Annotated in this window: 17 protein-coding genes; 10 read left to right on the top strand and 7 right to left on the bottom strand. The window is 73.2% G+C overall.

The annotated features are described in order from the left end of the window. Positions 1–7: 7 nt before the first annotated feature. The 5 genes from AB0J76_RS27480 to AB0J76_RS27460 are packed head-to-tail and all read right to left on the bottom strand — an operon-like array spanning position 8 to position 6,564. Complete coding sequence (locus tag AB0J76_RS27480; protein WP_352327688.1) at positions 8–2,629, bottom strand: family 78 glycoside hydrolase catalytic domain; 2,622 nt, start codon at positions 2,627–2,629, stop codon at positions 8–10. Further along, entirely contained in the window at positions 2,626–3,615 is a 990-nt protein-coding gene (locus tag AB0J76_RS27475; protein WP_352327687.1) for a serine hydrolase domain-containing protein, read from the bottom strand. The genes AB0J76_RS27480 and AB0J76_RS27475 overlap by 4 nt, the downstream gene beginning before the upstream one ends. Next, entirely contained in the window at positions 3,612–4,430 is an 819-nt protein-coding gene (locus AB0J76_RS27470; protein WP_352327686.1) for a carbohydrate ABC transporter permease, read from the bottom strand. The genes AB0J76_RS27475 and AB0J76_RS27470 overlap by 4 nt, the downstream gene beginning before the upstream one ends. Then, positions 4,427–5,281, bottom strand: a complete 855-nt coding sequence (locus tag AB0J76_RS27465) for a sugar ABC transporter permease (RefSeq protein WP_364390819.1) — start codon at positions 5,279–5,281, stop codon at positions 4,427–4,429. The genes AB0J76_RS27470 and AB0J76_RS27465 overlap by 4 nt, the downstream gene beginning before the upstream one ends. After that, on the bottom strand, positions 5,275–6,564 hold the full coding sequence (locus tag AB0J76_RS27460; protein WP_352326872.1) for an ABC transporter substrate-binding protein: 1,290 nt from the start codon (positions 6,562–6,564) through the stop codon (positions 5,275–5,277). The genes AB0J76_RS27465 and AB0J76_RS27460 overlap by 7 nt, the downstream gene beginning before the upstream one ends. 156 nt (positions 6,565–6,720) lie before the next feature. Between AB0J76_RS27460 and AB0J76_RS27455 the strand changes: the two genes are divergently transcribed. The 3 genes from AB0J76_RS27455 (at position 6,721) to AB0J76_RS27445 (ending at position 11,277) form a co-directional block, all read left to right on the top strand. After that, positions 6,721–7,731, top strand: a complete 1,011-nt coding sequence (locus AB0J76_RS27455; protein WP_352326873.1) for a LacI family DNA-binding transcriptional regulator — start codon at positions 6,721–6,723, stop codon at positions 7,729–7,731. A gap of 70 nt (positions 7,732–7,801) precedes the next feature. After that, positions 7,802–9,382 (top strand): hypothetical protein, encoded by a 1,581-nt coding sequence (locus AB0J76_RS27450; protein ID WP_352326874.1) that lies wholly within the window; start codon positions 7,802–7,804, stop codon positions 9,380–9,382. Further along, entirely contained in the window at positions 9,379–11,277 is a 1,899-nt protein-coding gene (locus AB0J76_RS27445) for a hypothetical protein (protein WP_352326875.1), read from the top strand. Before AB0J76_RS27450 ends, AB0J76_RS27445 begins: the two co-directional genes overlap by 4 nt. Here AB0J76_RS27445 and AB0J76_RS27440 read toward each other — a convergent pair. After that, entirely contained in the window at positions 11,247–11,933 is a 687-nt protein-coding gene (locus AB0J76_RS27440; RefSeq protein WP_352326876.1) for a TetR/AcrR family transcriptional regulator, read from the bottom strand. The genes AB0J76_RS27445 and AB0J76_RS27440 overlap by 31 nt on opposite strands. A gap of 66 nt (positions 11,934–11,999) precedes the next feature. On the opposite strand from AB0J76_RS27440, the gene AB0J76_RS27435 reads away from it, so the two are divergent. The 6 genes from AB0J76_RS27435 to AB0J76_RS27410 are packed head-to-tail and all read left to right on the top strand — an operon-like array spanning position 12,000 to position 18,503. Next, positions 12,000–12,857, top strand: a complete 858-nt coding sequence (locus tag AB0J76_RS27435; RefSeq protein WP_352326877.1) for an alpha/beta hydrolase — start codon at positions 12,000–12,002, stop codon at positions 12,855–12,857. Positions 12,858–12,867: 10 nt separating this feature from the next. Beyond that, the gene (locus AB0J76_RS27430) at positions 12,868–14,121 is read left to right on the top strand and encodes an ABC transporter substrate-binding protein (RefSeq protein ID WP_352326878.1); all 1,254 of its coding nucleotides are present in this window, start codon (positions 12,868–12,870) and stop codon (positions 14,119–14,121) included. Between the two features lie 2 nt (positions 14,122–14,123). Further along, positions 14,124–15,035: a sugar ABC transporter permease gene (locus AB0J76_RS27425; protein WP_352326879.1), complete on the top strand. Its 912-nt coding sequence runs from the start codon at positions 14,124–14,126 to the stop codon at positions 15,033–15,035. Further along, positions 15,032–15,832 carry a carbohydrate ABC transporter permease gene (locus AB0J76_RS27420; protein WP_352326880.1) on the top strand — a complete coding sequence of 267 codons (801 nt, stop codon included), beginning with the start codon at positions 15,032–15,034 and terminating at the stop codon, positions 15,830–15,832. The genes AB0J76_RS27425 and AB0J76_RS27420 overlap by 4 nt, the downstream gene beginning before the upstream one ends. After that, positions 15,829–17,151 (top strand): M28 family peptidase, encoded by a 1,323-nt coding sequence (locus AB0J76_RS27415; RefSeq protein WP_352326881.1) that lies wholly within the window; start codon positions 15,829–15,831, stop codon positions 17,149–17,151. The genes AB0J76_RS27420 and AB0J76_RS27415 overlap by 4 nt, the downstream gene beginning before the upstream one ends. Continuing rightward, complete coding sequence (locus AB0J76_RS27410; RefSeq protein ID WP_352326882.1) at positions 17,136–18,503, top strand: carboxylesterase family protein; 1,368 nt, start codon at positions 17,136–17,138, stop codon at positions 18,501–18,503. The genes AB0J76_RS27415 and AB0J76_RS27410 overlap by 16 nt, the downstream gene beginning before the upstream one ends. A 3-nt stretch (positions 18,504–18,506) precedes the next feature. Here the strand turns inward: AB0J76_RS27410 and AB0J76_RS27405 are convergent, their stop codons facing one another. Further along, positions 18,507–19,352 (bottom strand): NAD(P)H-binding protein, encoded by an 846-nt coding sequence (locus AB0J76_RS27405; protein WP_364390810.1) that lies wholly within the window; start codon positions 19,350–19,352, stop codon positions 18,507–18,509. A 103-nt stretch (positions 19,353–19,455) separates the two neighbouring features. Here AB0J76_RS27405 and AB0J76_RS27400 point away from each other — a divergent pair, with 103 nt between their 5' ends. Then, a complete protein-coding gene (locus tag AB0J76_RS27400; protein WP_352326484.1) occupies positions 19,456–20,463 on the top strand; it encodes a WYL domain-containing protein in 1,008 nt (335 codons plus the stop codon). Positions 20,464–20,465 lie beyond the last annotated feature (2 nt).

The raw sequence follows: 20,465 nt of genomic DNA, 5'->3' as shown, positions 1-20,465 counted from the left end.
GCGCGGCTCACCGGCCCAGGTCGTCCCACTCCTGGAGCAGGTGGGACGTGGCGGCGGCGGGGGCCGTGAACGACCAGCGGCCCGGCGGCAGGTCGAGGGCGCAGCCGCCGTCGGCCAGCCTGGTGGTCGGCAGCTGCTCGCCGAGGCCCATGAGGAAGGTGCCGTTGACGGTCATCCCGTCCCAGGCGCCGCGTACGGGCAGCACCGCGCGGGCGCTCACGCCCTGCGGGACGGCGAAGGTGAACTGCACCCCGTCGGGCCCGGCCCGCCAGCCCGACTCGACGGCCCCCGACGCGCTCGCGTAGCGGGCGTGCGCCTGCCGCAGCAGCGGCACGGGCCCCGGACGCAGCAGCAGCTCGCCGAACCCGCCGCCCGTCCCGCGCGGGTCGTCGCCCAGGCCGGCCACGTGCCGGAACAGCCAGTCGCCCACGCAGCCGTAGGCGTAGTGGTTGAAGGAGTTCATGGCCGGCGTCTGGAGGCCGTACCGGTGGTGCCAGGCGTCCCAGCGTTCCCACATGGTCGTCGCCCCGGCGCGGAGCTGGTAGCGCCACGATGGGTAGCCCTCCTGGTTGAAGATCCGGCACGCCAGGTCGTGGTGGCCGGTCTCCGACAACACGGGCAGCAGCAGGGGGGTGCCGACGAAGCCGGTCATGAGCCGGTGCCCGTCGGCGCGGACCAGGTCGGCCAGCGCCCGCGCCGCCGCGGCGCGGTCCTGCGGCCGGACGAGATCCCAGGCCAGGGCGACGGCGTACCCGGTCTGCGTCTCGGTGCGCAGCCGCGGGCCGTCGAGGAAGGCCCGCCGGAAGGCGTCCGACACGCGGGCGGCGGCCTCGTCGTACTCGGGGGCGTGCGGCTCGCCGAGCACGGTGGCCGCGTGCGCGATCAGACGGAGGCTGCGGGCCAGCGCGGCAGTGGCGATGAGGCTCCTGGGCGTCTCCACCGTGCCGGGGGCCAGCCAGTCGCCCAGCGCCCGGCCCGGCCGGAGGCCGTCGTCGGACTGCGCCAGGCAGTAGGCGGCCCACCGCCGCATCGGGTCGTACGCGCGGCGCAACGTACGGTCGTCGCCGTAGCGCCGCCACAGCAGCCACGGCACCTCGACCAGCGCGTCGGACCAGACGGGGGAGTCGTAGCCGTACTCGGGCAGCACCGGCGCGACGTGCGGGACGGCGCCGTCGGCCCGCTGCCCGTCGATCAGCGTCGTCACCCAGCCGGACAGGAACGCCTGCGTGTGCCGCAGGAAGCTGAGCGTCGAGCCGAACACCGAGATGTCGGCCGTCCAGCCGGTCCGCTCGTCGCGCTGGGGGCAGTCGGTCGGCACGCTCACCAGGTTGCCGTCCGCCGACGCGCCGATGTTGGCGACGAGCTGCCGCACGGCGGGATCGCTCACGGTCAGCGAGCCGGTGACGGCGAGCGCGGACGACAGCAGCACCGCCTCCAGGTCGTCCGGCGTCAGCGCGCCCGGCCAGCCGGTGACCTCCGCGTAGCGGAACCCGTGCAGGGTGAAGGCGGGCTCGACGACGTGTGATCCGGCGTCGAGGACGAACTCGTCACGCTGGCCCGCGGTGCGCAGGTTGTCGGTGTAGAGCCGCCCGGTCGCGGTCAGCTCCTCCCCGTGCCGGACGACGATCCGCACGGGCCCCGGCGCGTCCACGCGCAGCCGGACGCGCCCCACGACGTTCCGCCCGAAGTCGGCCACCTGCACGCCCGGCGCGGGCTCGGTCACCGACACGGCGGGCACCGTGCCGATCACCCGGACCGGGGGAGCGGGGTCGGCCTCCACCAGGATCTCCGGCGCGGCGGTCGTCCCGGCCGGCCCGGTGCCCTCGGCGGGCGCCTGGACGGTCTCGCCCATCACCAGGTCGGCGCGCGGGCGGCCGAGGTCCCGCCGGGTCCAGGCGGCGTCCGTGGCGAACACGCGGCGCGGGCCGTCGTCGTCCCGCACCAGCACCTGGGCGCTGACGGCGGGCCGGTCACCGTAGCGGCGCGGGCCGCCGCCGGCGACGTGACCGGCGTACCAGCCGGGAGCCAGCCACAGCTCCAGCTCGTTCTCGCCGGGCGCCAGCAGGTCGGTGAGCTCCAGCAGCCGGTAGCGGGTGCGGTGGCCGTAGTCGGTCCAGCCGGGGGCCAGCTCCTCCTCGCCCAGCCGCGCGCCGTTGAGCAGCGCCCGGTAGACGCCGAGCGCGGTGGCGGCCAGCCAGGCGCGTCCTGGCGCGGGACGCCAGGTGAACGTCCCGCGCAGGCTCACCGCCGCCTCGGGATCGCCCGGCAGCCAGGGCGCCTCCCATGCGCCGCGCGCCCGCAGGCCCGTGGTGAACGCGCCCGCCGCCAGCCCCTCCACCTCCCACGTGTACGGCGTCAGCGGCGTCAGCAGCTCGTCCGGCACGTCCACGCCGTGCGAGCCGGCGGGCACGGCGGACCGCCACACCTCGCGGCCGTCCGCGGACAGCGCCACGGTGGCCTCCGTGGTCGTCCGGGCGTCCCACGACAGGCGGGGCGACGGCTCGTCCACGCCCACCGGATCCGCCAGGCCGCACGTCAGGCCCGCCCGCGCACCGGGCGGGGCCGGCCGGATGTAGGGCGTCTGCGCGCCCGAGACCTGCACGTCGAGCACCCCCGAGTCCCGGTTCACGCATCGAGCCCGGTGGTGAAGGCGTTGTGCAGGCCGTCGACGTCGACGCCGGACAGGCTCGGCGCCATCACGTTGATCAGCAGCACGAAGCACGCGTCCTGCTCCGGGTACATCCACCACTGGCAGCCCGAGGCGCCGCCGTGCCCGTACAGCCGCCGGTCCAGCAGCCCGGGGGCCGAGTGGCGCAGGTTCCAGGTGAGCCCCCAGTCCTGACCGGCGTTGACCGGGTCGGGCTGCAGCTTGACCAGGCCCGTCGTCTGCGGGGTCGTCATGGCGGCCAGGGTGGTCGGGTGGATGAGCGCGCGGTCGCCGCGCAGCAGCGCCCCGCCCAGCGCCAGCAGGTCCTCGGCGCGGGAGAACAGCGCGCCCGCCGGGTGACGGAGCCGGACGAACGCGTCGAAGTCGAAGCCGGGCCCGAGCAGTTCGAGGCCGTGCACCTCGGCCGCCTCGCACGCCGGGTCGAAGGTGATCCGCCCGCCGCCCGGCACCAGCGTGTTCAGGTCGGAGTCGACCAGCTCGGCCACGTCGCGGCCGGTGACGTCGCGGACCATCTCCGCGATCCCGGCGAAGGCCAGGTTGGAGTAGTGGCTGAGGGTGCCCGCCTCGAACAGCGACGGCGCGGTGAGCAGGTGCTCCACCAGGTCGTCGGGGGTCAGCGTCTGCTCGGCGATGCCGCTGGTGTGGGTCAGCAGGTGCCAGAGCGTGACGTCGGGCCGGGCGAAGCTCGGCAGCACGTCCCGCAGCGGGCGGCGCAGCGACAGCAGCCCGCGCTCGACCTGGCGCAGGGCCAGCAGGCCCATCAGCGGCTTGGTCACCGAGAACAGCGCGAAGTGGTCGTCGGTCCTGGTCCCGCGGCCGTCGTGGGCGCCGAACGCCTCCAGCACCTGGATCCCGTCGGAGGTCGCGGTGCCGAACACCGCGCACGGCAGCCGCCCCTCCTTGATCTCGCGCCTGACCCAGTCGAGCGCGATGTCGTGCGTGGTCATCCCTTCAGTGCACCTTCCGTGAGGCCGGCCAGGACGCGCTTCTGCGCGACGGCGTACACCGCCACCAGGGGCAGCGTGGTGAGCAGGACGTGGGCGAAGACGAGGTTCCAGTTCAGGCTCTGCAGGGTGCCGGAGGCGAACTGGAACAGGCTCAGCGGCAGCGTGGCGTTCGCGCTGCCCTGGAGCAGGAAGAGGGCGAAGAAGAAGTCGTTCCAGACGTTGATGATCAGGATCACGCTGCCGACGAACAGCACCGGCCGCAGCAGCGGCAGCAGGATGCGCACGAACACCTGCGGACGGGAGGCGCCGTCGATGGCGGCGGCCTGCTCCAGGTCCGGCGGGAACGCCCGGACGAACCCGGTGGCCAGGAAGATCACGACGCCCAGCCGGCAGCCGGTCATCGTCAGCACGTAGCCGAGCGAGCCGCCGTCCAGCGACAGGGCGCGCAGCAGGTAGACGGTCGGGATGATGGACGGCGGCAGCAGGATCGACAGCCCCATCACGAAGTAGGCCGCCTGCAGCCACCGCGACCGGCTGCGCCCGAACGCCCACGCCGCCGCCGCGCCGAGCAGCACCACCGCGATGACGATCGGCACGGTCACCTTGAGGCTGTTGAGCAGCCCGGTCAGGTAGCCGCCCCGGTCGAGCACGATGCCGTAGTTCTCGGCGATCGCCCACGTCCTGGGCAGGCCGAGGCCCAGCTCAGCGGCCTCGCCCGCGGGCTTGAAGGAGTTGACGACCACGAGCCAGACGGGCACGAGCACCCACGGGACCGCGAAGACCGTCAGCGCCGCGTACTTGAGCGCCGCTCTCATCCCGTCACCTCCCTGCGCCGCAGCCACCACACCAGGGGCACGGCGGTCGCGATCACCAGCAGCGTCACGGTGAACCCCAGCGCGCTGGCCGAGCCGAAGAAGCCCTGTCCCCATTGCTGGCGCATCACCACGTTCAGGGCCCGCGTGTGGTCGCCGGGGCCGCCGCCGGTGGTGGCGGCGATCACGTCGTACGCGCTGAGCGCGCCCACCAGCGTGACCGCCACGTTGAAGGTCAGCGCGGGGGCGAGCATCGGGAACACCACCCGCCGCAGCCGGGTCCACGGGCCGGCGCCGTCCACGGTCGCCGACTCCAGCAGCGACTTCGGGATGGAGTTGAGGCCCGCGATGTAGACGAGGGTGATCAGCCCGCTCCACTTCCACGCGTCGATGAACGCCACCACCACCAGCGCGGTGGACGGTTCGCCCAGCCAGGCCCACTCGATGCCGAGGAAGGAGTTGATCGCCCCGTCGGGGGCCAGCAGCCCGCGCCAGATGTACCCGGCGGCCAGCGGCGAGATGAGCGTCGGCAGGAAGAACGCCGAGCGGAAGACGGTGTTGATCCGGCTGGTCCGCTGGAGGGCCAGCGCCAGCGAGAGGCTGACCGTGTTCTGGATCGCCATGCACAGGATCGCGTACAGCACGGTCACGGTGACCGCGTTGGCCAGCAGGTCCTGGTCGATCAGCGTGCGGACGTTCTCCAGCCCGTTCCAGGTGATCTCGGCCCGGAAGCTCGTCCAGGAGGAGAACGCGAACCGCACGTTGAGCAGGAACGGGGCGACGAAGAAGACCGTGACCAGCACGATCGCGGGCAGCGCCCACGGCAGCCAGGCCGCCCTGTTCCGCATCACCATCCGGGCAGCCCTGCCGCCTTGGCCGCCTGCTCGACCTGGCCCTGGAGCTGGGTCGCCGCCTTCTGCGGGTCCTTCTGCCCGGCGATCAGCTCGGACATGAGCTGGGCCAGGCCGCCCATGCCGGGGATGTCGGAGTTGAAGGCGATGACGGCGCCGGTGTCGTAGGCCTTCTTGACGTCCTGCAGCACGGAGGAGACGCCCTGCGGGCCGGGCACGTCCTTGAGCACCGGGAAGGTCTTGGACGCGGCGATGTACTCGGCGTAGGCGGGGCCGGTCATGAAGCGCACGAAGTCGAGCGCGGCCTTCTCGCGCGCCGAGTCGCCGGTCTTGGGCAGGTAGAACGTGCCGATCGGGCCGGGCGCGTAGGTCACCAGCGGCTTGTCGCTGGACAGGCCGACGAAGCCGACGGACTCGTCCACGGTCTTCTGGTCGCCGCCGGCGGCCGCGAGCAGGGCCGGGAGCATGTCGGAGTGCTGGGCGACCATGGCGGCCTCGCCGGTCACCAGGGCCTTCATCGAGTCCTCGAACTTGGCGGTGACGATGTCCTTGTTGAAGCAGCCGTCGGCCTTCAGCTTGGCGTAGGCGGTCAGGCCGGCGACGAAGGGCGAGCCGGGGTCGGCCAGCGTGCTGCTGTGGCCGGCGATGGCCTTGCCGTAGGCGTTGGCCTGGTTGGCGCCGGCCAGGTAGAGGATGGGCAGGATCTGCACGGGCCAGATCGAGCCGCCCGACTCGAAGACCGGCGTGACGCCGGCGGCCTTGAGCTTGGGGCAGGAGGCGGCCAGCTCGGCGAAGTTCGCCGGCGGGGTCAGCCCGGCCTTGGTGAAGACCTTCTTGTTGTAGTAGAGGCCGAAGACCTGGGGGAAGCCGGTGATGGCGGCGTAGACCTTGCCGCCCACGGCCCCGGCGGCCTGGTAGAGGTCGCCGGACCTGGCGATGTACGCCTCGCCGGTCAGGTCGCGCAGGTTCTGGGCGGGGTTGAGCGCCAGCAGGCCGCTCACCGTCGCGTGGTACTCCAGGATGTCCGGGCGCTCGCCGGTGGCCCACTTGGTCTGGGTGGTGTCCTCGAAACCGTCGGACGGGATGGACACGAGCTCGATCTTGTGGCCGGACTGCTTCTCGAACTTCTTGTACATCTCCAGCAGCGGCGCCGGATCCGCGCTGTTGTGCCAGAGGGTCAGCTTCACCTGACCGGTCCCCTCCGGGGCGGAGGATCCGCAGCCGGCGAGGGACAGGGCGAGGACGGCGCCTATCGCCGCGCCGAGCGGACGAGTTGGTGCTCTCACGCTCGTGCTCCTGTTCATGTGGGGGAGAATGTGTAGAACGTTCTACGGCAAGATCGAAACCTCCGTCAAGGGGTGGACCCGAGGAGCGGGAGCGGGCTAGCCTCTGCTGTCAGCAAAGTATGTAGTTCGTTCTACGAGAACCCAAAAGGATGGCGTGTGACGAGCGGACGGGTGACGATCGCCGATGTGGCCAGGCGGGCCGGGGTCTCCACGGCCGCCGTGTCGAAGGTGGTGCGCGGCGCGTACGGCGTGAGCGCGGAGATGCAGGCCAAGGTACGGCAGGCCATCGACGAGCTGGGCTACCGCCCGCACGCCGCGGCCCGGGCCCTGCGCGGACGCACCTACACCCTCGGCGTGATGCTCTCCGACACCCGCAACCCGTTCTTCCCCGACATCATCGAGGGCATCACCGGCCGGCTCGGCGACACCGAGTACCAGGTGCTGCTCGGGCCCGGCGGCATCGAGCCCAAGACGCAGGCCAGGATGACCGACGCCATGATCGACCGGAGCATGGACGGGCTCATCCTGATCTCGCCGGTCATGACGGACGCCGAACTCGCCGCCATCGCGGCGGCCGTCCCGGTCGTCGTGGTGGGCAGGCACGGCGGCGCGGCGGACCACGACGCGGTCGTCGACGACGACGTGATGGGGGCCCGGCTCGTGGTCGACCACCTGGTCGGGCTCGGGCACACCCGCATCGCGCACATCACCCACCTGGAGCGGGCCCGCGCCCAGGGACTGCCGCACATGGTGCGCGCCGAAGGCTACCGCCAGGCGATGCGCGCCCACGGGCTGGCCGACGACGTGCTGGCCACCTCCTTCACCGAGGAGGGCGGCTACGAGGGTGCGCGGGAACTGCTCGCCCGCGCCGACCGGCCCACCGCGATCTTCGCCGGGGCCGACATCGCGGCGCTCGGCGTCCTGCGCGCCGCCGACGAGGCCGGCCTGTCGGTGCCGGAGGACCTGTCCGTCGCCGGTTACGACAACATCGGCATCGCCTCGCTGAAGCGCATCTCGCTCACCAGTGTCGACCAGGACGGACGGGTGATCGGGGCGACCGCCGCGCGCCTGCTCGTCGAGCGCATCGAAGGACGCACGCGCTCGGTGGCCTCGTCGGTGTCGCCCACGCTGATCGTCCGCGGAACCACCGGACCGCCCCGCCGCTGAGAACTCGGCCGCGCCCCGGGGGACGGTCGCGGGCCGTGCATTAAAACGATTCGATGGAAGGACCCCCCACGTGAGACGACTCGCTCTCCTCGCCCTTCTCCTCCCGCTGGTCGCGCCCGCGCAACCGGCCCTGGCCCAGGCGTCCGCCACGGTCTGCCCGGTCAGGGTGGACCCGGCCGCGTTCGCCTCCGAGGCCCGCCTGAGCGCCCTGGCCACCCGGCAGGGAACGTTCGGACCCAGGCCGACCGGCTCGGCCGCGCACGCCGGTTACGTCGACTGGCTGGAGGAGGAGATGGCGGCCATCCCCGGCCTCCAGCTCTCCTCCCTGCCCTACGCCATCGACCGCTGGGACAACCTGGGCACCGGGCTGACCGTCGGCGGCACGTCCGTGCAGGTCGCGGCGCCCGTGCCGTTCTCCTCCTCCACCGGCGCGGGCGGCGTCTCGGCGCCGCTCGTGCACCTGGCCGCGGGGACGAACATCACCGCCGCCAACGCCGCCGGGAAGATCGTCGTCCGGGACCTGCCCTGGACCAGCGTGCCCAACCTGCTGTTCTATCCGCCCACCCTCGGCTACTCCATGTACGACCCGGGCATGACGATCAACCTGCTCGGCTCGGAGTCGATGGAGGCCCCGGCCGCGGCCGACGCCGACCTCAAGGCGGCCGCCGCCGCGGGCGCGCTGGGCGTGATCGAGGTCAGCCAGCTCCCGCACGCCCAGATCAAGGACATGTACGCGCCCTACGAGGGCCTGCCGTACGGCGTGCCCGGCGCGTACGTCGGCGCCGACCAGGGCAAGCAGATCAAGGACGCGCTGGCCGCCGGGCAGCCGGTCCAGGCGTCGCTGACGGTGAACGCCGCCTGGACGCCGACGACGACCCGCACCCTGCTCGCCACGCTGCCCGGCGGGAGCGCCCAGAAGATCGTCGTGGAGAGCCACACCGACGGCATGAGCCCGGTGTGGGACAACGGCCCGCTCACCATGATCGAGATGGCCCGTTACCTGTCGTCGCTGCCGGTGGAGTGCCGTCCGCGGACCGTGCAGTTCGCGTTCGTGACCGGCCACCTCTACCAGCACCTGACCGGTCCCGACGTCCGCGAGGGCGGCGCCGGTCAGCTCGCCGCCCAGCTCGACGCCGAGTACGACCAGGGCAAGGTCTCCTCCGTCGTCGTGCTCGAACACCTCGGCGCCAAGCGCTACGACGCGGTCGCCAGGCCGAACGGCCTGCCGGGCAAGCAGCTCGTCGCCAGCCCCAGTCTCACCGAGCTGCTGTGGGTCCCCGTCAGCGAGAGCACGCCGCTGCGCGAGCTGGTCAAGGGCCACATCGAGTACTGGGACGTGCGGCGCACCGCGATCCTCAAGGGCCTGTCGGCCGCCGACCTCGCCACCGTGCCGCACCACTGCAGCTTCGGCGGCGAGGGCACGCCGTACAACCAGCATTTGCTGCCCGTCATCGCGCCCATCGCCGCGCCCAAGACGCTGTTCTCGCCGCAGTTCGGCGCCGAGGCGATCGACCTGCCGGTGATGCGCAAGGCGTCGCTCGCCTTCACCGACGTCGTGCTCGACCTCGGCCCGATGGCCCAGTCGGCCGTCGCGGGCGACGTGACGACCATGCGCCAGCAGCGCGCCGCCGGCACGCCGGGGTGTGCGTGAGCATAGACAGAAGGGCGCTCGTGCGCCGGCACAACGTCGCCGGCGCCGGGTGCCCGCTCACCGTCGGCAACGGCGAGTTCGCCTTCACCGCCGACGCCACCGGGCTCCAGACATTCGCGCCGCTCGGCACGCAGGCGCAGTGGGGCTGGCACACGATGCCCAACCCCAAGGGCCACGTGCTGGAGGACGCGCTCACCGACTACGACGGCGTCGGCTATCCCGACCTCTACCCGGCCACCGAGGCGGGCGGCTGGCTGCACGTCAACCCGCACCGCCTGCATCTCGGCCGGATCGGCCTCGACGTAGGCGAGGACGTCCCGATGGGCCGGTCGGCGCAGACGCTCGACCTGTGGACCGGCACGCTGTCCAGCTCGTTCGAGCTGGGCGGGCGGCCGCACGAGGTGGAGACGGTCTGCCATCCCGAGCGCGACCTGCTGGCCGTACGCGTCACCGGCGGCACGGGCGTCAGGATCGCCTTCCCCTACGCCAGCGACGGCTGGCACACCACCGCCGACTGGGACAGCCCCGACCGGCACACCACCACGTGCACGCGGCGCGGCTCGCGCTGCGACTTCACCCGCGTCCTGGACCAGGACGGCTACCACGTGGCCGCCGAGTGGACGGGGGCGGCGCGGTTCACCTCGCCCGCCCCCCACGTGTACCTGATCCAGGGCGAGGAACTGGAGCTCGTCGTCGAGTTCGCCCGGCACCCCGTCGGCGCCGGCCTGCCGTCCTTCTCCCAGGTCCGCGCGGCCGCCGCCGCCCACTGGGAGCGGTTCTGGACGCGCGGTGGCGCGGTCAGCTTCGAGGGCAGCGCCGACCCCCGGGCGCCCGAGCTCGAACGCCGGGTCGTGCTCTCGCAGTACCTCACCGCGGTCAACTGCGCGGGCACCACCCCGCCGCAGGAGACCGGGCTGGCCGTCAACTCCTGGAGCGGCAAGTTCCACCTGGAGATGCACTGGTGGCACGCCGCCCACTTCGCCCTGTGGAACCGGCCGGAGCTGCTGGAGCGGAGCCTGCCGTGGTACCGCTCGATCCTGCCCCGGGCCAGGGCCACGGCGGCGCGGCAGGGGTTCCGCGGCGCCCGCTGGCCCAAGCAGGTGGGGCCGGAGGGCAGGGAGAGCCCGAGCGAGATCGGCGCCTTCATCGTCTGGCAGCAGCCGCACCTGATCTACTTCGCCGAGCTGCTCCGCCGGATCCGCCCGGGGGCGCTGGAGGAGTACTGGGACCTGGTGTTCGAGACGGCCGAGTTCATGGCCTCCTTCGCGGCCGGCGGGCACCTGGGGCCGCCGCTGGTGCCGGCGCAGGAGTCCTACCACGAGTCCAGGAGGTCGGTGCGGGATCCCGCGTTCGAGCTGGCCTACTGGTGGTGGGGGCTGGCGACGGCCCAGCGGTGGCGGGGCCTGCTCGGCCTCGATCCCGACCCGGCGTGGGCGCGGGTGCTGGACGGCCTGGCCCGGCCGCTGGTGCGCGACGGCGTGTACGCGGCCATCGGCGTGGAGCCGTACACGGTCAGGACCGACCATCCCTCGATGACCGGCGCGCTCGGGTTCGTGCCGCCCACCCCGCTGATCGACCCCGAGGTCATGCGGGCCACCCTGCACGACGTGCTCGCCGACTGGGACTGGGACAGCGCGTGGGGCTGGGACTTCCCGATGCTCGCCATGTGCGCGGCCCGGCTCGGCGAGCCCGGCACCGCCGTGGACGCCCTGCTGATGGACGCCCCGAAGAACACCTACCTGCCCAGCGGCCACAACCACCAGTGGCCCGGCCTGCTGCCCCTCTACCTGCCGGGCAACGGCGGCCTGCTGGCCGCCGTCGCCCACATGGCGGCCTCGGGCTGCTTCCCCGAGGGCTGGCGGGTTCAGGCGGAGGGGGTGGTCCCGATGCCGTGATCGGGGCCGGCCAGCAGGGCGACCGTGTAGTGGTAGAGGTCGCCCGCCGACGACGTCAGCGTGGCGGCGCGGCCCGCGCGCACCTCCGAGGCGATGAACTCGGTGGTGCCGTAGACGATCAGCCGGGGGATCGCGGCGCGCAGCGGCGGCAGCGAGGGGTCCTCCAGCCTGGCCCGCGCGGCCAGTGCCGCCAGCATGTCCAGGAAGGGCCGGTAGGCGGTGTCGCGCTGCTCGACGGCCCGCTCGCCCGCCCTCGGCAACTCCACGAAGTACGCCTGCGCGTACTCCGGGCGCTCCTGCCACCACCGCAGGTAGGCGGCCAGGCCCAGCCGCAGCGCCGTGCGCCAGCGGTCGCCCGCCCCCGACGCGGCCGCGCGGATCGAGTCGATCATCTCGGGCAGGTCGCGCTCGCAGACGGCGAGGAAGCACGCCTCCTTGTCGGCGAACTGGGCGTAGAAGGCGTTGCGCGAGACCCGCGCGGCGGCGATCACGTCGGGCACGGTCGTGGCGGCGTAGCCGCGCCTGGCCACCAGCCGCAGCATGGCCTCCACGAGGCGGTCGCGCTGCGACTCGCGCACCGTGTCGGGGGAGAGCCCGTGCCGCCCCCGCGGAAGCGGCCGGACCGCCGGAACTTCCTTCTGTTCATCTCTTGACATCGCTCACCGATCGTACTTCCCTCTCTTAGGAGACGTTCACGTCTCCAAATATCCCACGGAGTGACCATGGAGAACTTCACTCGTCGGCAGGCGCTGCGGGCAGGGGCGCTCGGCCTCGCGTCGGCCGGATTCCTGTCGTGGACCACCGCGGCCGAGGCCGCCGCCACCATCGAGACCGCCTACAAGGCGACGGGTCCGTGGCCGGTCGCCACCGGCACCTCGGGCGGCCACCGGCTCTACTACCCCTCGAACCTCGGCGCGGGCGGCGTCACCCACCCGATCGTCACGTGGGGCAACGGCTCGTGGGCCACCCCCGACAACTATCCGGGGCTGCTCAACCACCTGGCCTCCTGGGGCTTCGCGGTGGTCGCCTCCACCGACACCACCACGGGCACCGGCGCCGAGATCCTCGCCGCCGCCCAGCACCTCGTGGGCCTGAACGCCGACCCCGCCAGCGTCTTCCACGGCAAGCTGGACACCGCCCAGGTCGGCGCCGTCGGCCACTCCCAGGGCGCGGGCGGGGTCGTCAACGCGGCCAACCACTCCGCCGGGCTGATCAAGACCGTCGTGCCGATCGCCGTGCCCGCGCAGTGGATGGCCAGCCCCGGGGACGAGTTCTCCGTCGCCGCCCTGACCTGCCCGGTGCTCTTCCTCAGCGGCGCCGACGACTGGCTGATCTCCTCGGCCGCGACCGTGCAGGGCTACTACGACCAGGCCACCGCCGGAGCGGGCCGGGCGCTGCTCAAGGGCGCCGGACACAACGACATCCAGAACACCGGCGGGACCTTCCTCGGCTACGTGACCGCCTGGCTGAGGTACCGGCTCCAGGCCGACGCCCAGGCCCGCGGGGCGTTCGCCGGCGGCGCCCCCGAGCTCCCCACCAACACCGCCTGGCAGAACCAGGCGCTCAAGAACCTCACCTAGGAGAACCACCATGGCGGATCTGACGCGGCGTGGGCTCCTCGCCGCCGGCGCGCTCACCCTGCTCGCCGGATGCGGCAAGGACCAGCCCCGGCAGCAGGCCGCGGCCGCCGGGCCGCACGGCGAGGTCACCGTCTGGCTGCACGGCTCGCAGGACACCGGCCAGCAGTTCCAGGAGCTCGTGCACCGCTACATCGCCGAGTTCAAGGTCGACGTCAAGCTGCTCTACCTGCCCGTGGGCCAGCTCGACGCCAAGCTGCTGACCGCCTTCAGCGGCGGCGCCCCGCCCGACGTCTTCAAGATCGGCCACTGGAGCTTCCCCGCCCACGCCAAGAAGCAGCGGCTCGCCCCCGTCGACACCAAGGCCCTCCCCCTGGCGAACTACGAGCCGGGCACGACCACCCCGCTCACCTACCAGGACGTGCCCTACGGCGTGCCCATCGACTTCAACCCCTGCCTGCTCTACTACCGCAAGGACCGGTTCGAGCAGGCCGGGCTCGACCCCGACAAGCCCCCGGCGACCTGGGAGGAGGTCGCCGAGTACAGCGCCAAGCTGACCTCGCCCGACCGGGCGCGGGTCGGCCTGCAGTGGCTCTACGGCGATCCGCAGTGGGCCCTCATGACGCTGACCGCCCTCGTCCGCGGCAAGGGCGGCGAGCTGGTCGCGGCGGGCGGCGGCAAGGCGTCGCTGGCCACCGAGCAGGGCATCGCCGCCCTGACGTACATGTCGCGCATCGGCAACCCCAAGCTCTCCAACCCGCTGGGCGCGCTCGGCCTGTTCTACTCCGGCCAGGCGGCCATGGTCGTCAGCGGCGCCTTCCTCGGCCCCGCGCTGGAGAAGCTGGGCAAGGACAAGCTCACCTTCGGCAAGCAGTACGGCGTCGCCCCCATGCCCACCTGGGACGGCGGGCCGTCCGTCGTCCCCGCCTACACGTGGGGCTGGGGCGTGGCCAAGGACTCGCCCAACCAGTTCACCGCCTGGCACCTGGTCAACTATCTCCAGGGCGCCCCGTCGGTGGCCGCCAACCTCGACAACGGCATCATCATCCCGACCAAGGGCTGGCGCGAGGCCGGGCCGCGCGGCAAGTCCGAGATCATGGAGATCGTCGCCGGCAGCCTGCCGCACGTCGACTTCGGCCCGATCATCCCCGGCGCGCTGGAACTGGCCAAGGCCGCGTCCGGCGCCGTGGACTCCGTCGCCCACGGCAAGGCGACCCCGGCCCAGGCCGCGGCGACCTTCGACGCCACCGTGCGACCGATCCTGTGAGCGTGCTCGGCGCCCGGCCCGGCGGGCTGCTCGGCGGGCTGCTCGGCGGGGTCAGGGTCCGGCCGCAGGCCACGGCGGGCGTGGCGCTGACCCTTCCGGTGGCCGTCTTCTTCGTGGTGTTCTGGCTGGTCCCGTTCCTGTCGGCGATCTATCTCAGCTTCACCGACTACGAGATGGCCGGCACGCCCAACTGGATCGGCCTGACCAACTACGAGCGCATGTTCGCCGACCCCGGCTTCCTCAACTCGGCGTGGATCACCGTCGTCTACACGGTCTGCACGGTCGTCCCGACGATCCTGCTGGCCCTGCTGGTGGCCGTGCCGCTGAGCAGGCCGGGACGGCTCAACCGCTGGCTCAGGGCGCTCGTCATGATCCCGGCCGTGATGCCGCTGGCCGCCACGTCCATGGTCTGGGTGATCATCTACTCCGACCGCGGCCTGGCCAACACCCTCCTCGGCCTGGCCGGGATCCCCCCGCAGTCCTGGCTGACCAGCTCCGGCCTGGCCATCTGGGCCCTGGTCGTGATGGTCGTCTGGAAGAGCATGGGGCTGTTCGTGATCATCCTGACCGCCGGCCTGCAGGCGCTGCCCGGCGAGGTGTACGAGGCCGCCGCCATTGACGGCTCGGGACCGGTCACCACGTTCACCCGCATCACGCTCCCGCTGCTGCGCAGGACGTTGCTGTTCGTCCTGGTCATCTCGGTCGCCGGCTCGATGCAGGCGTTCGTGCCCGCGTTCCTGCTCACCGGGGGCGGGCCCGCCGACGCCACCCAGGTGCTGCCGTACTACATCTGGGCCAACGCCTTCCCCTACGAGCACATGGGCTACGCCGCCGCCATGGGCATGGTGCTGCTGGTCGCCATGGTGATCGTCTCGGCGGTGCAGTTCGCGTTCCTGAAGGGCGGCGACGAATGAGGGTGCTGCGCGCCGTCTGGCTGATCGTCGCGGTCGGGTTCATGCTGCTGCCGGTCTACGCCATGGTCGTCGTCGCCTCGGCGCCGGACGACACCGACCTGCGCGGGCTGGTCTTCAACGGCTTCCACCTGCCCGAGAACATCGGGGTGCTGTTCGGCGCCGGCAACCTGCCCACGTACCTGCGCAACAGCCTGATCCTGTGCGTCGGCACCGGCGTCCTGGACGTGCTCTTCTCGGCCGCCGCCGGTCACGCGATGGCCCACCTGTCCTTCCCCGGCCGCCGCGTCCTGTTCGCGCTGGTGGTGGGCACGCTCGCGCTCACCCCGATGGTCATGGTCATCCCGGTCTTCCTCATCGTGAAGGAGCTCGGCTGGGTCAACACGTTCCAGGGCATGATGGTGCCGGGCATGATCAGCGCATTCGGCGTCTTCCTGGTGCGCCAGTTCGCCCTCGGCATCCCGAAGGAGCTGCTGCTGGCCGCGCGGGTCGACGGCGCGGGGGAGTTCCGCATCTTCGCGCGCATCGCCGTGCCGCTGCTGCGGCCCGCGCTCATCACCCTGTTCCTCGTGCACTTCCTGGCGCAGTGGGACAACCTGCTGTGGCCGCTGATCGTGGCCAACGAGCAGGAGCTGTGGCCGCTGCCCGTGGGACTGGCCAACTTCCAGAGCGAGGTCGGCGTCACCTACCACCTGACCACCACCGCGGCGCTGGTCACCGCCGTGCCGCCGTTCGTCCTGATGGTCGCGCTGCAGCGCTACTACGTGGCGGGGCTCACCTTCGGAGGGCTGAAACGATGATCCCGGACCTGATCCCCGGCGCCGCCCGGATGATGGAGTGGATCGAGACGGTCACCGCGCGCGGCGTCCGGCGTCCCGGCTACCCGGCCGACGACTGGACCGCCGCGTGGGCCGCCGAGCGCTTCGCCGAGTTCGGGCTGCGCGACGTCCGGCTCGCGCCGGTCGAGCTGCCCGTCTGGCGGCCGGTGACGGCGTCCCTGGTGGTGCGCCTGGACGCCGACCCGTCGCGGGTCGTGCGGGTGGCGGCGTCCGCGTTGCCGTACACCACGCCGAAGGCGACCGTGACCGCGCCGGTCAGCCGCGAGGTCGTGCCGGGCGCGATCGTCGTGCCCGAGTACGCCTTCACCGAGCTGCCGCAGTCCTACGTCAGGGACCTGGCGACGGCCGTGCACGACCCCGAGGGCGTCTTCGACGACCTGGTCCAGACGCTGCCGTTCCAGCTCGACCACCTCGACGTGCTCCAGGGCGTGATCGACGGCGGCGCCGCCGCGTTCGCCGGCGCGCTGACCGGGGTGCCGTGGGAGACCCGCGACTACTACGTGCCCTACGACGCCGTGCACCGCGACCTGCCGGCCGTCTGGTTGTCCGGCGGCGACTCGCGGCGGGTGCTCGACCTGGTCGACGCGGGCCCCTGCACGGGCACGCTCACCGTCGAGTCGGAGACCGGCCCCGCCGTCTCGCACAACGTGATCGGCACGCTCCCCGGCCGCTCCGGCCAGTGGGTGATCATCGGCTCGCACCACGACGCGCCCTGGGCCTCGGCCGTCGAGGACGCCTCGGGGATCGCGCTGGTGCTGGCCGCCGCCCGGTACTGGGCGAGCGTGCCCGAGCGGGACCGGCCGCACAACCTGCTCTTCCTGCTGACCGCCGGGCACATGGCGCACGCCGCCGGCACCCGGGCCTTCATCGAGGAGCACCGCGCCCTGCTCGGCGACGTCGTGCTCCAGCTCCACCTGGAGCACGCCGCCCGGCGGTGCGTGGCCGTGGACGGCGAGCTGGTCCCCACCGGCGACCCCGAACCCGGCTGGTGGTTCACCACCCGGAAGCCGGAGCTGGAGAGCCTGGTGGCGGCGGCCCTCGTCGCGGAGGACCTCAGGCGCTCGTTCGTGCTGCCGCCGGACGCCTTCTCCCCGATGCCGCCCACTGACGGGGCCTTCTTCCACCCCGAGGGGGTGCCGCTGGTGCACTTCCTGTCGGCCCCCATGTACCTGTTCGACTCGGCCGACACCCTCGACAAGGTCTACGAGGACGGCCTCGAACCGCTCACCCGGGCGGCCGTCAGGATCGTCGAAGGGACGGCCGGATGGCGTCGCGCATGATCGTCCGTACCGCGTCCGGGCTGGTCGAGGGCAGGGCCGAGGAGGGCGGGCGCGCCTTCCTCGGCGTGCCGTACGCCGCCCCGCCCTTCGGCGAGCACCGCTTCGGCGCGCCCGTCCCGCCGGCGCCGTGGGACGGCGTGCGGCCCGCGGTCACGCGCGGCGCCGCCGCCCCGCAGGCGGCCGGCGCGGACATCGGCCTGTACGCGCCCGACGTCTTCCGGACCGGCGAGGACTGCCTCAACCTCGACGTGCGCACCCCCGGGACCGGCGAGCCGGGGCTGCCCGTCCTGGTCTGGATCCACGGCGGCGCGTTCTCCATCGGCGGCAACGGGGCGGCCTGGCATCAGGGTCACCGCTTCGCCCGCGACGGCGTGGTGTGCGTGGCCGTCAACTACCGGCTCGGCTTCGAGGGCTTCCTCGCCCTGGACGACGCCCCGCTCAACCGGGGCGTGCTCGACTGGCTGGCCGCGCTGGAGTGGGTGCGCGACAACATCGCGGCCTTCGGCGGCGACCCTGGCAACGTGACCATCGCCGGGCAGTCGGCGGGCGCCGCGGCCGTCGCGACCCTGCTCACCATGCCCCGCGCCGAAGGGCTGTTCCGGCGCGCGATCGTGATGAGCGGCTCGGCCACCCTGGTCGCCGCCGAGCAGGAGGCCCGCGACCACGCCAGGGCGCTCGCCGCCCGCCTCGGGATCGCGCCGACCAGGGCGTCCTTCGCCGCGCTGCCCCCCGAGGCGCTCGTCGCCGCACAACCGCCGCCGCTGACCGGCGGCTCCGGCGGGCTGAACGACTCGGTGCCGGTCAAGCCGGTCGTGGACGGCGACCTGATCCCGGCCGTCCCGCTGGACGCCCTGCGCGCGGGCACGGGCGGGGACCGTCCGCTGCTGGTCGGCTGCACGTCCCAGGAGGCCGACGTGTTCGTCCGGGGCATGGCCGCCGGGCTCGACGAGGCCGCCGCGCGGGCGGCGCTCGACCACCTCGGCGTCCAGGTGGACGAACCAGGGCTCACCCCGGCCGAACGGGTCGGCCGCGCCGTCACCCGGCACCTGTTCACCCGCGAGACGCGCTGGATCCGCGAGGCCAGGCCCGCCTACGGCTACGAGTTCCGGTGGGAGTCGCCGGTCGAGAGCCCGGCCGGCGGCGGACGCGTGGGCGCGGTGCACAACCTCGACCTGCCCTTCGTCTTCGACGTGCTGGACGCGCCCGGCGTCGAGCGCACGGCGGGACCGGGCGCGCCGCAGGCGCTGGCCGACGCGATGCACGCCGCCTGGGTGCGTTTCGCCCGCACCGGCGACCCCGGCTGGCCGCTCGGCCACACCATGATCTTCGACGATCCCGCACCGTCGGCGTGAGGGTCAGCCGGCCGTGAAGTCCGCGCGGTGGTCGGCGACCCACTCCGCGAGCGTGCGGCCCGGCCGTCCGGTCACCGCGGTGACCGGACGCGGGACGTCGGGGACGGTGAGGGTGTCGTGCCAGTAGTCGAGCAGCATCTTCATCACCGGCTCGGGGATGAACCGCCCGGTCTCGGCACGGAACTCCGCCGGTGTGATCTCCACCAGCGGGATCTCCACGCCCAGGGTCTCGCCGATGATCGCCACCTGCTCGGCGCGGGTCAGGGCCTGCGGGCCGGTGAGCGGGATCGCCGTCTCCAGGTGATCGTCGGAGAGCAGGGTCTCGGCGGCGGCCTCGGCGATGTCGTACTCGTGGATCGGGGCCTGTGCCGAGGCGAGGTAGGGCGCCCGGATGGGTGCGCCGGAGCGGATCTGCCAGGCCCAGGAGAGCAGGTTGCCGGCGAAGGTGCCGGGACGCAGGATCGTCCAGGCGCCGGCACGTGAGGTCACGGCGGACTCGACCGCCGTGTGGTGGCGCTGGCTGGCCGACCCGTGGTCGCGCGGGAACTCCTTCGCCGCGGCGAGGGAGGACAACACGGTGAACCGGTGGACGCCGCGGGCGGTGGCCGCCGCGACGAACGCCTCGACGCCCTCGGCGGGGAAGACGAAGGCACGATCGACGCCGGCGAACACCTCCGGCCCGAGCGTGGTGGCGTCGGCCAGGTCGCCGGCCACCACCTCGACCCCGGCCGGCAGGCCCACGTCGTCGGGCTTGCGGGTCAGCGCGCGCACGGCGGCGCCGCGGGCGAGCAGGGTCGTGACGAGATGACGGCCGACGGCGCCGGTCGCGCCGGTGACAAGGATGCTCAAGGTGACTCACCTCAGGGAAATGCGGTGCCGGTCCGTCCGGCCCGAACTCCAACTTAGGGAGCTTTTAGGTCATTTTCTGTCCACTTCTACTAGGCTCGGGAGTATGCCGGACCAGACCACGACCGGGCGGGCGCTGCGCCTGCTGGAGCTGCTGCAGGCCCGCCGGTCCTGGAGCGGCGGCGAGCTCGCCGACCGCCTCGGCGTCGACGGCCGCACCCTCCGGCGGGACGTCGAGCGGCTGCGCCGCCTCGGCTACCACGTCGAGGCGCGCCGCGGCCCCGACGGCGGCTACCGGCTGTCCACGGGCAGCGACCTGCCGCCGCTGGTGTTCAGCCCGGACGAGGCGCTCGCCGTGGCCGCCGCCCTCGCCTCGTCGGCCGCCAGCGGCGCCGCCGGCGGCGGCGAGGTCGCGCTCACCGCCCTGGCCAAGATGGAGCAGGTGATGCCCCCAGCGGTACGCCGGCGGGTGCGGGCGCTGCGCTCCTCGGTCGCCTTCGGCGGCACGCCGAACGCCGTGGCCGGCGCCTATCCGGCGCCGCTGAACGCCGGCGTGCTGGCGGTCCTGGCGCTGGCCTGCCGGGACGCCGAGCGGGTCCGGCTGCGCGTAATGAGCACCGAGGGCGCAGGCTCAGGACGGGAGTCCCCGTGCCACGTCGAGCCCGCCGCCCTGGTGCCCCGGCAGACCCGGTGGTTCCTCGTCTGCCGCGACCTCGACCGCGGCTGGCGGGTGCTGCGCGTCGACCGGATCACGGCGGCGTCGGCGACGGGCGTGCGCTTCGAGCCGGAGGAGGTCCCGGGGGGCGACCCGGTCGCGTTCGTCACCAGCCGGCTCGGCGCCCCGCCCCGCCGGCACACGGCGACGATCCTCATCCACGCGCCGATCGAGCAGGTGCAGGCGTACATGGGCGGCTTCGCCACGGACTTCGCCCCGACGACCACCGCCACCGGCCGGGCGGCGACACACTGGCGCATCGCCGACGTCCGCCTCGAGGTGCTCGCCGGCGGCCTGCTCTGGGTGCGGTGGCCCTTCGAGGTGGTCGACTCTCCCGAGCTCGCCGCCCTGCTCCGGGACCGGTCCGCGGCCTTCGCCCACGCCGCGGACCCGCGCTGAGG

The sequence above is a fragment of the Nonomuraea sp. NPDC049624 genome (genome assembly GCF_040675255.1).
In the GTDB taxonomy this organism is placed as follows: Bacteria; Actinomycetota; Actinomycetes; order Streptosporangiales; family Streptosporangiaceae; genus Nonomuraea.
This window is presented reverse-complemented; position numbering and strand designations above follow the sequence as displayed.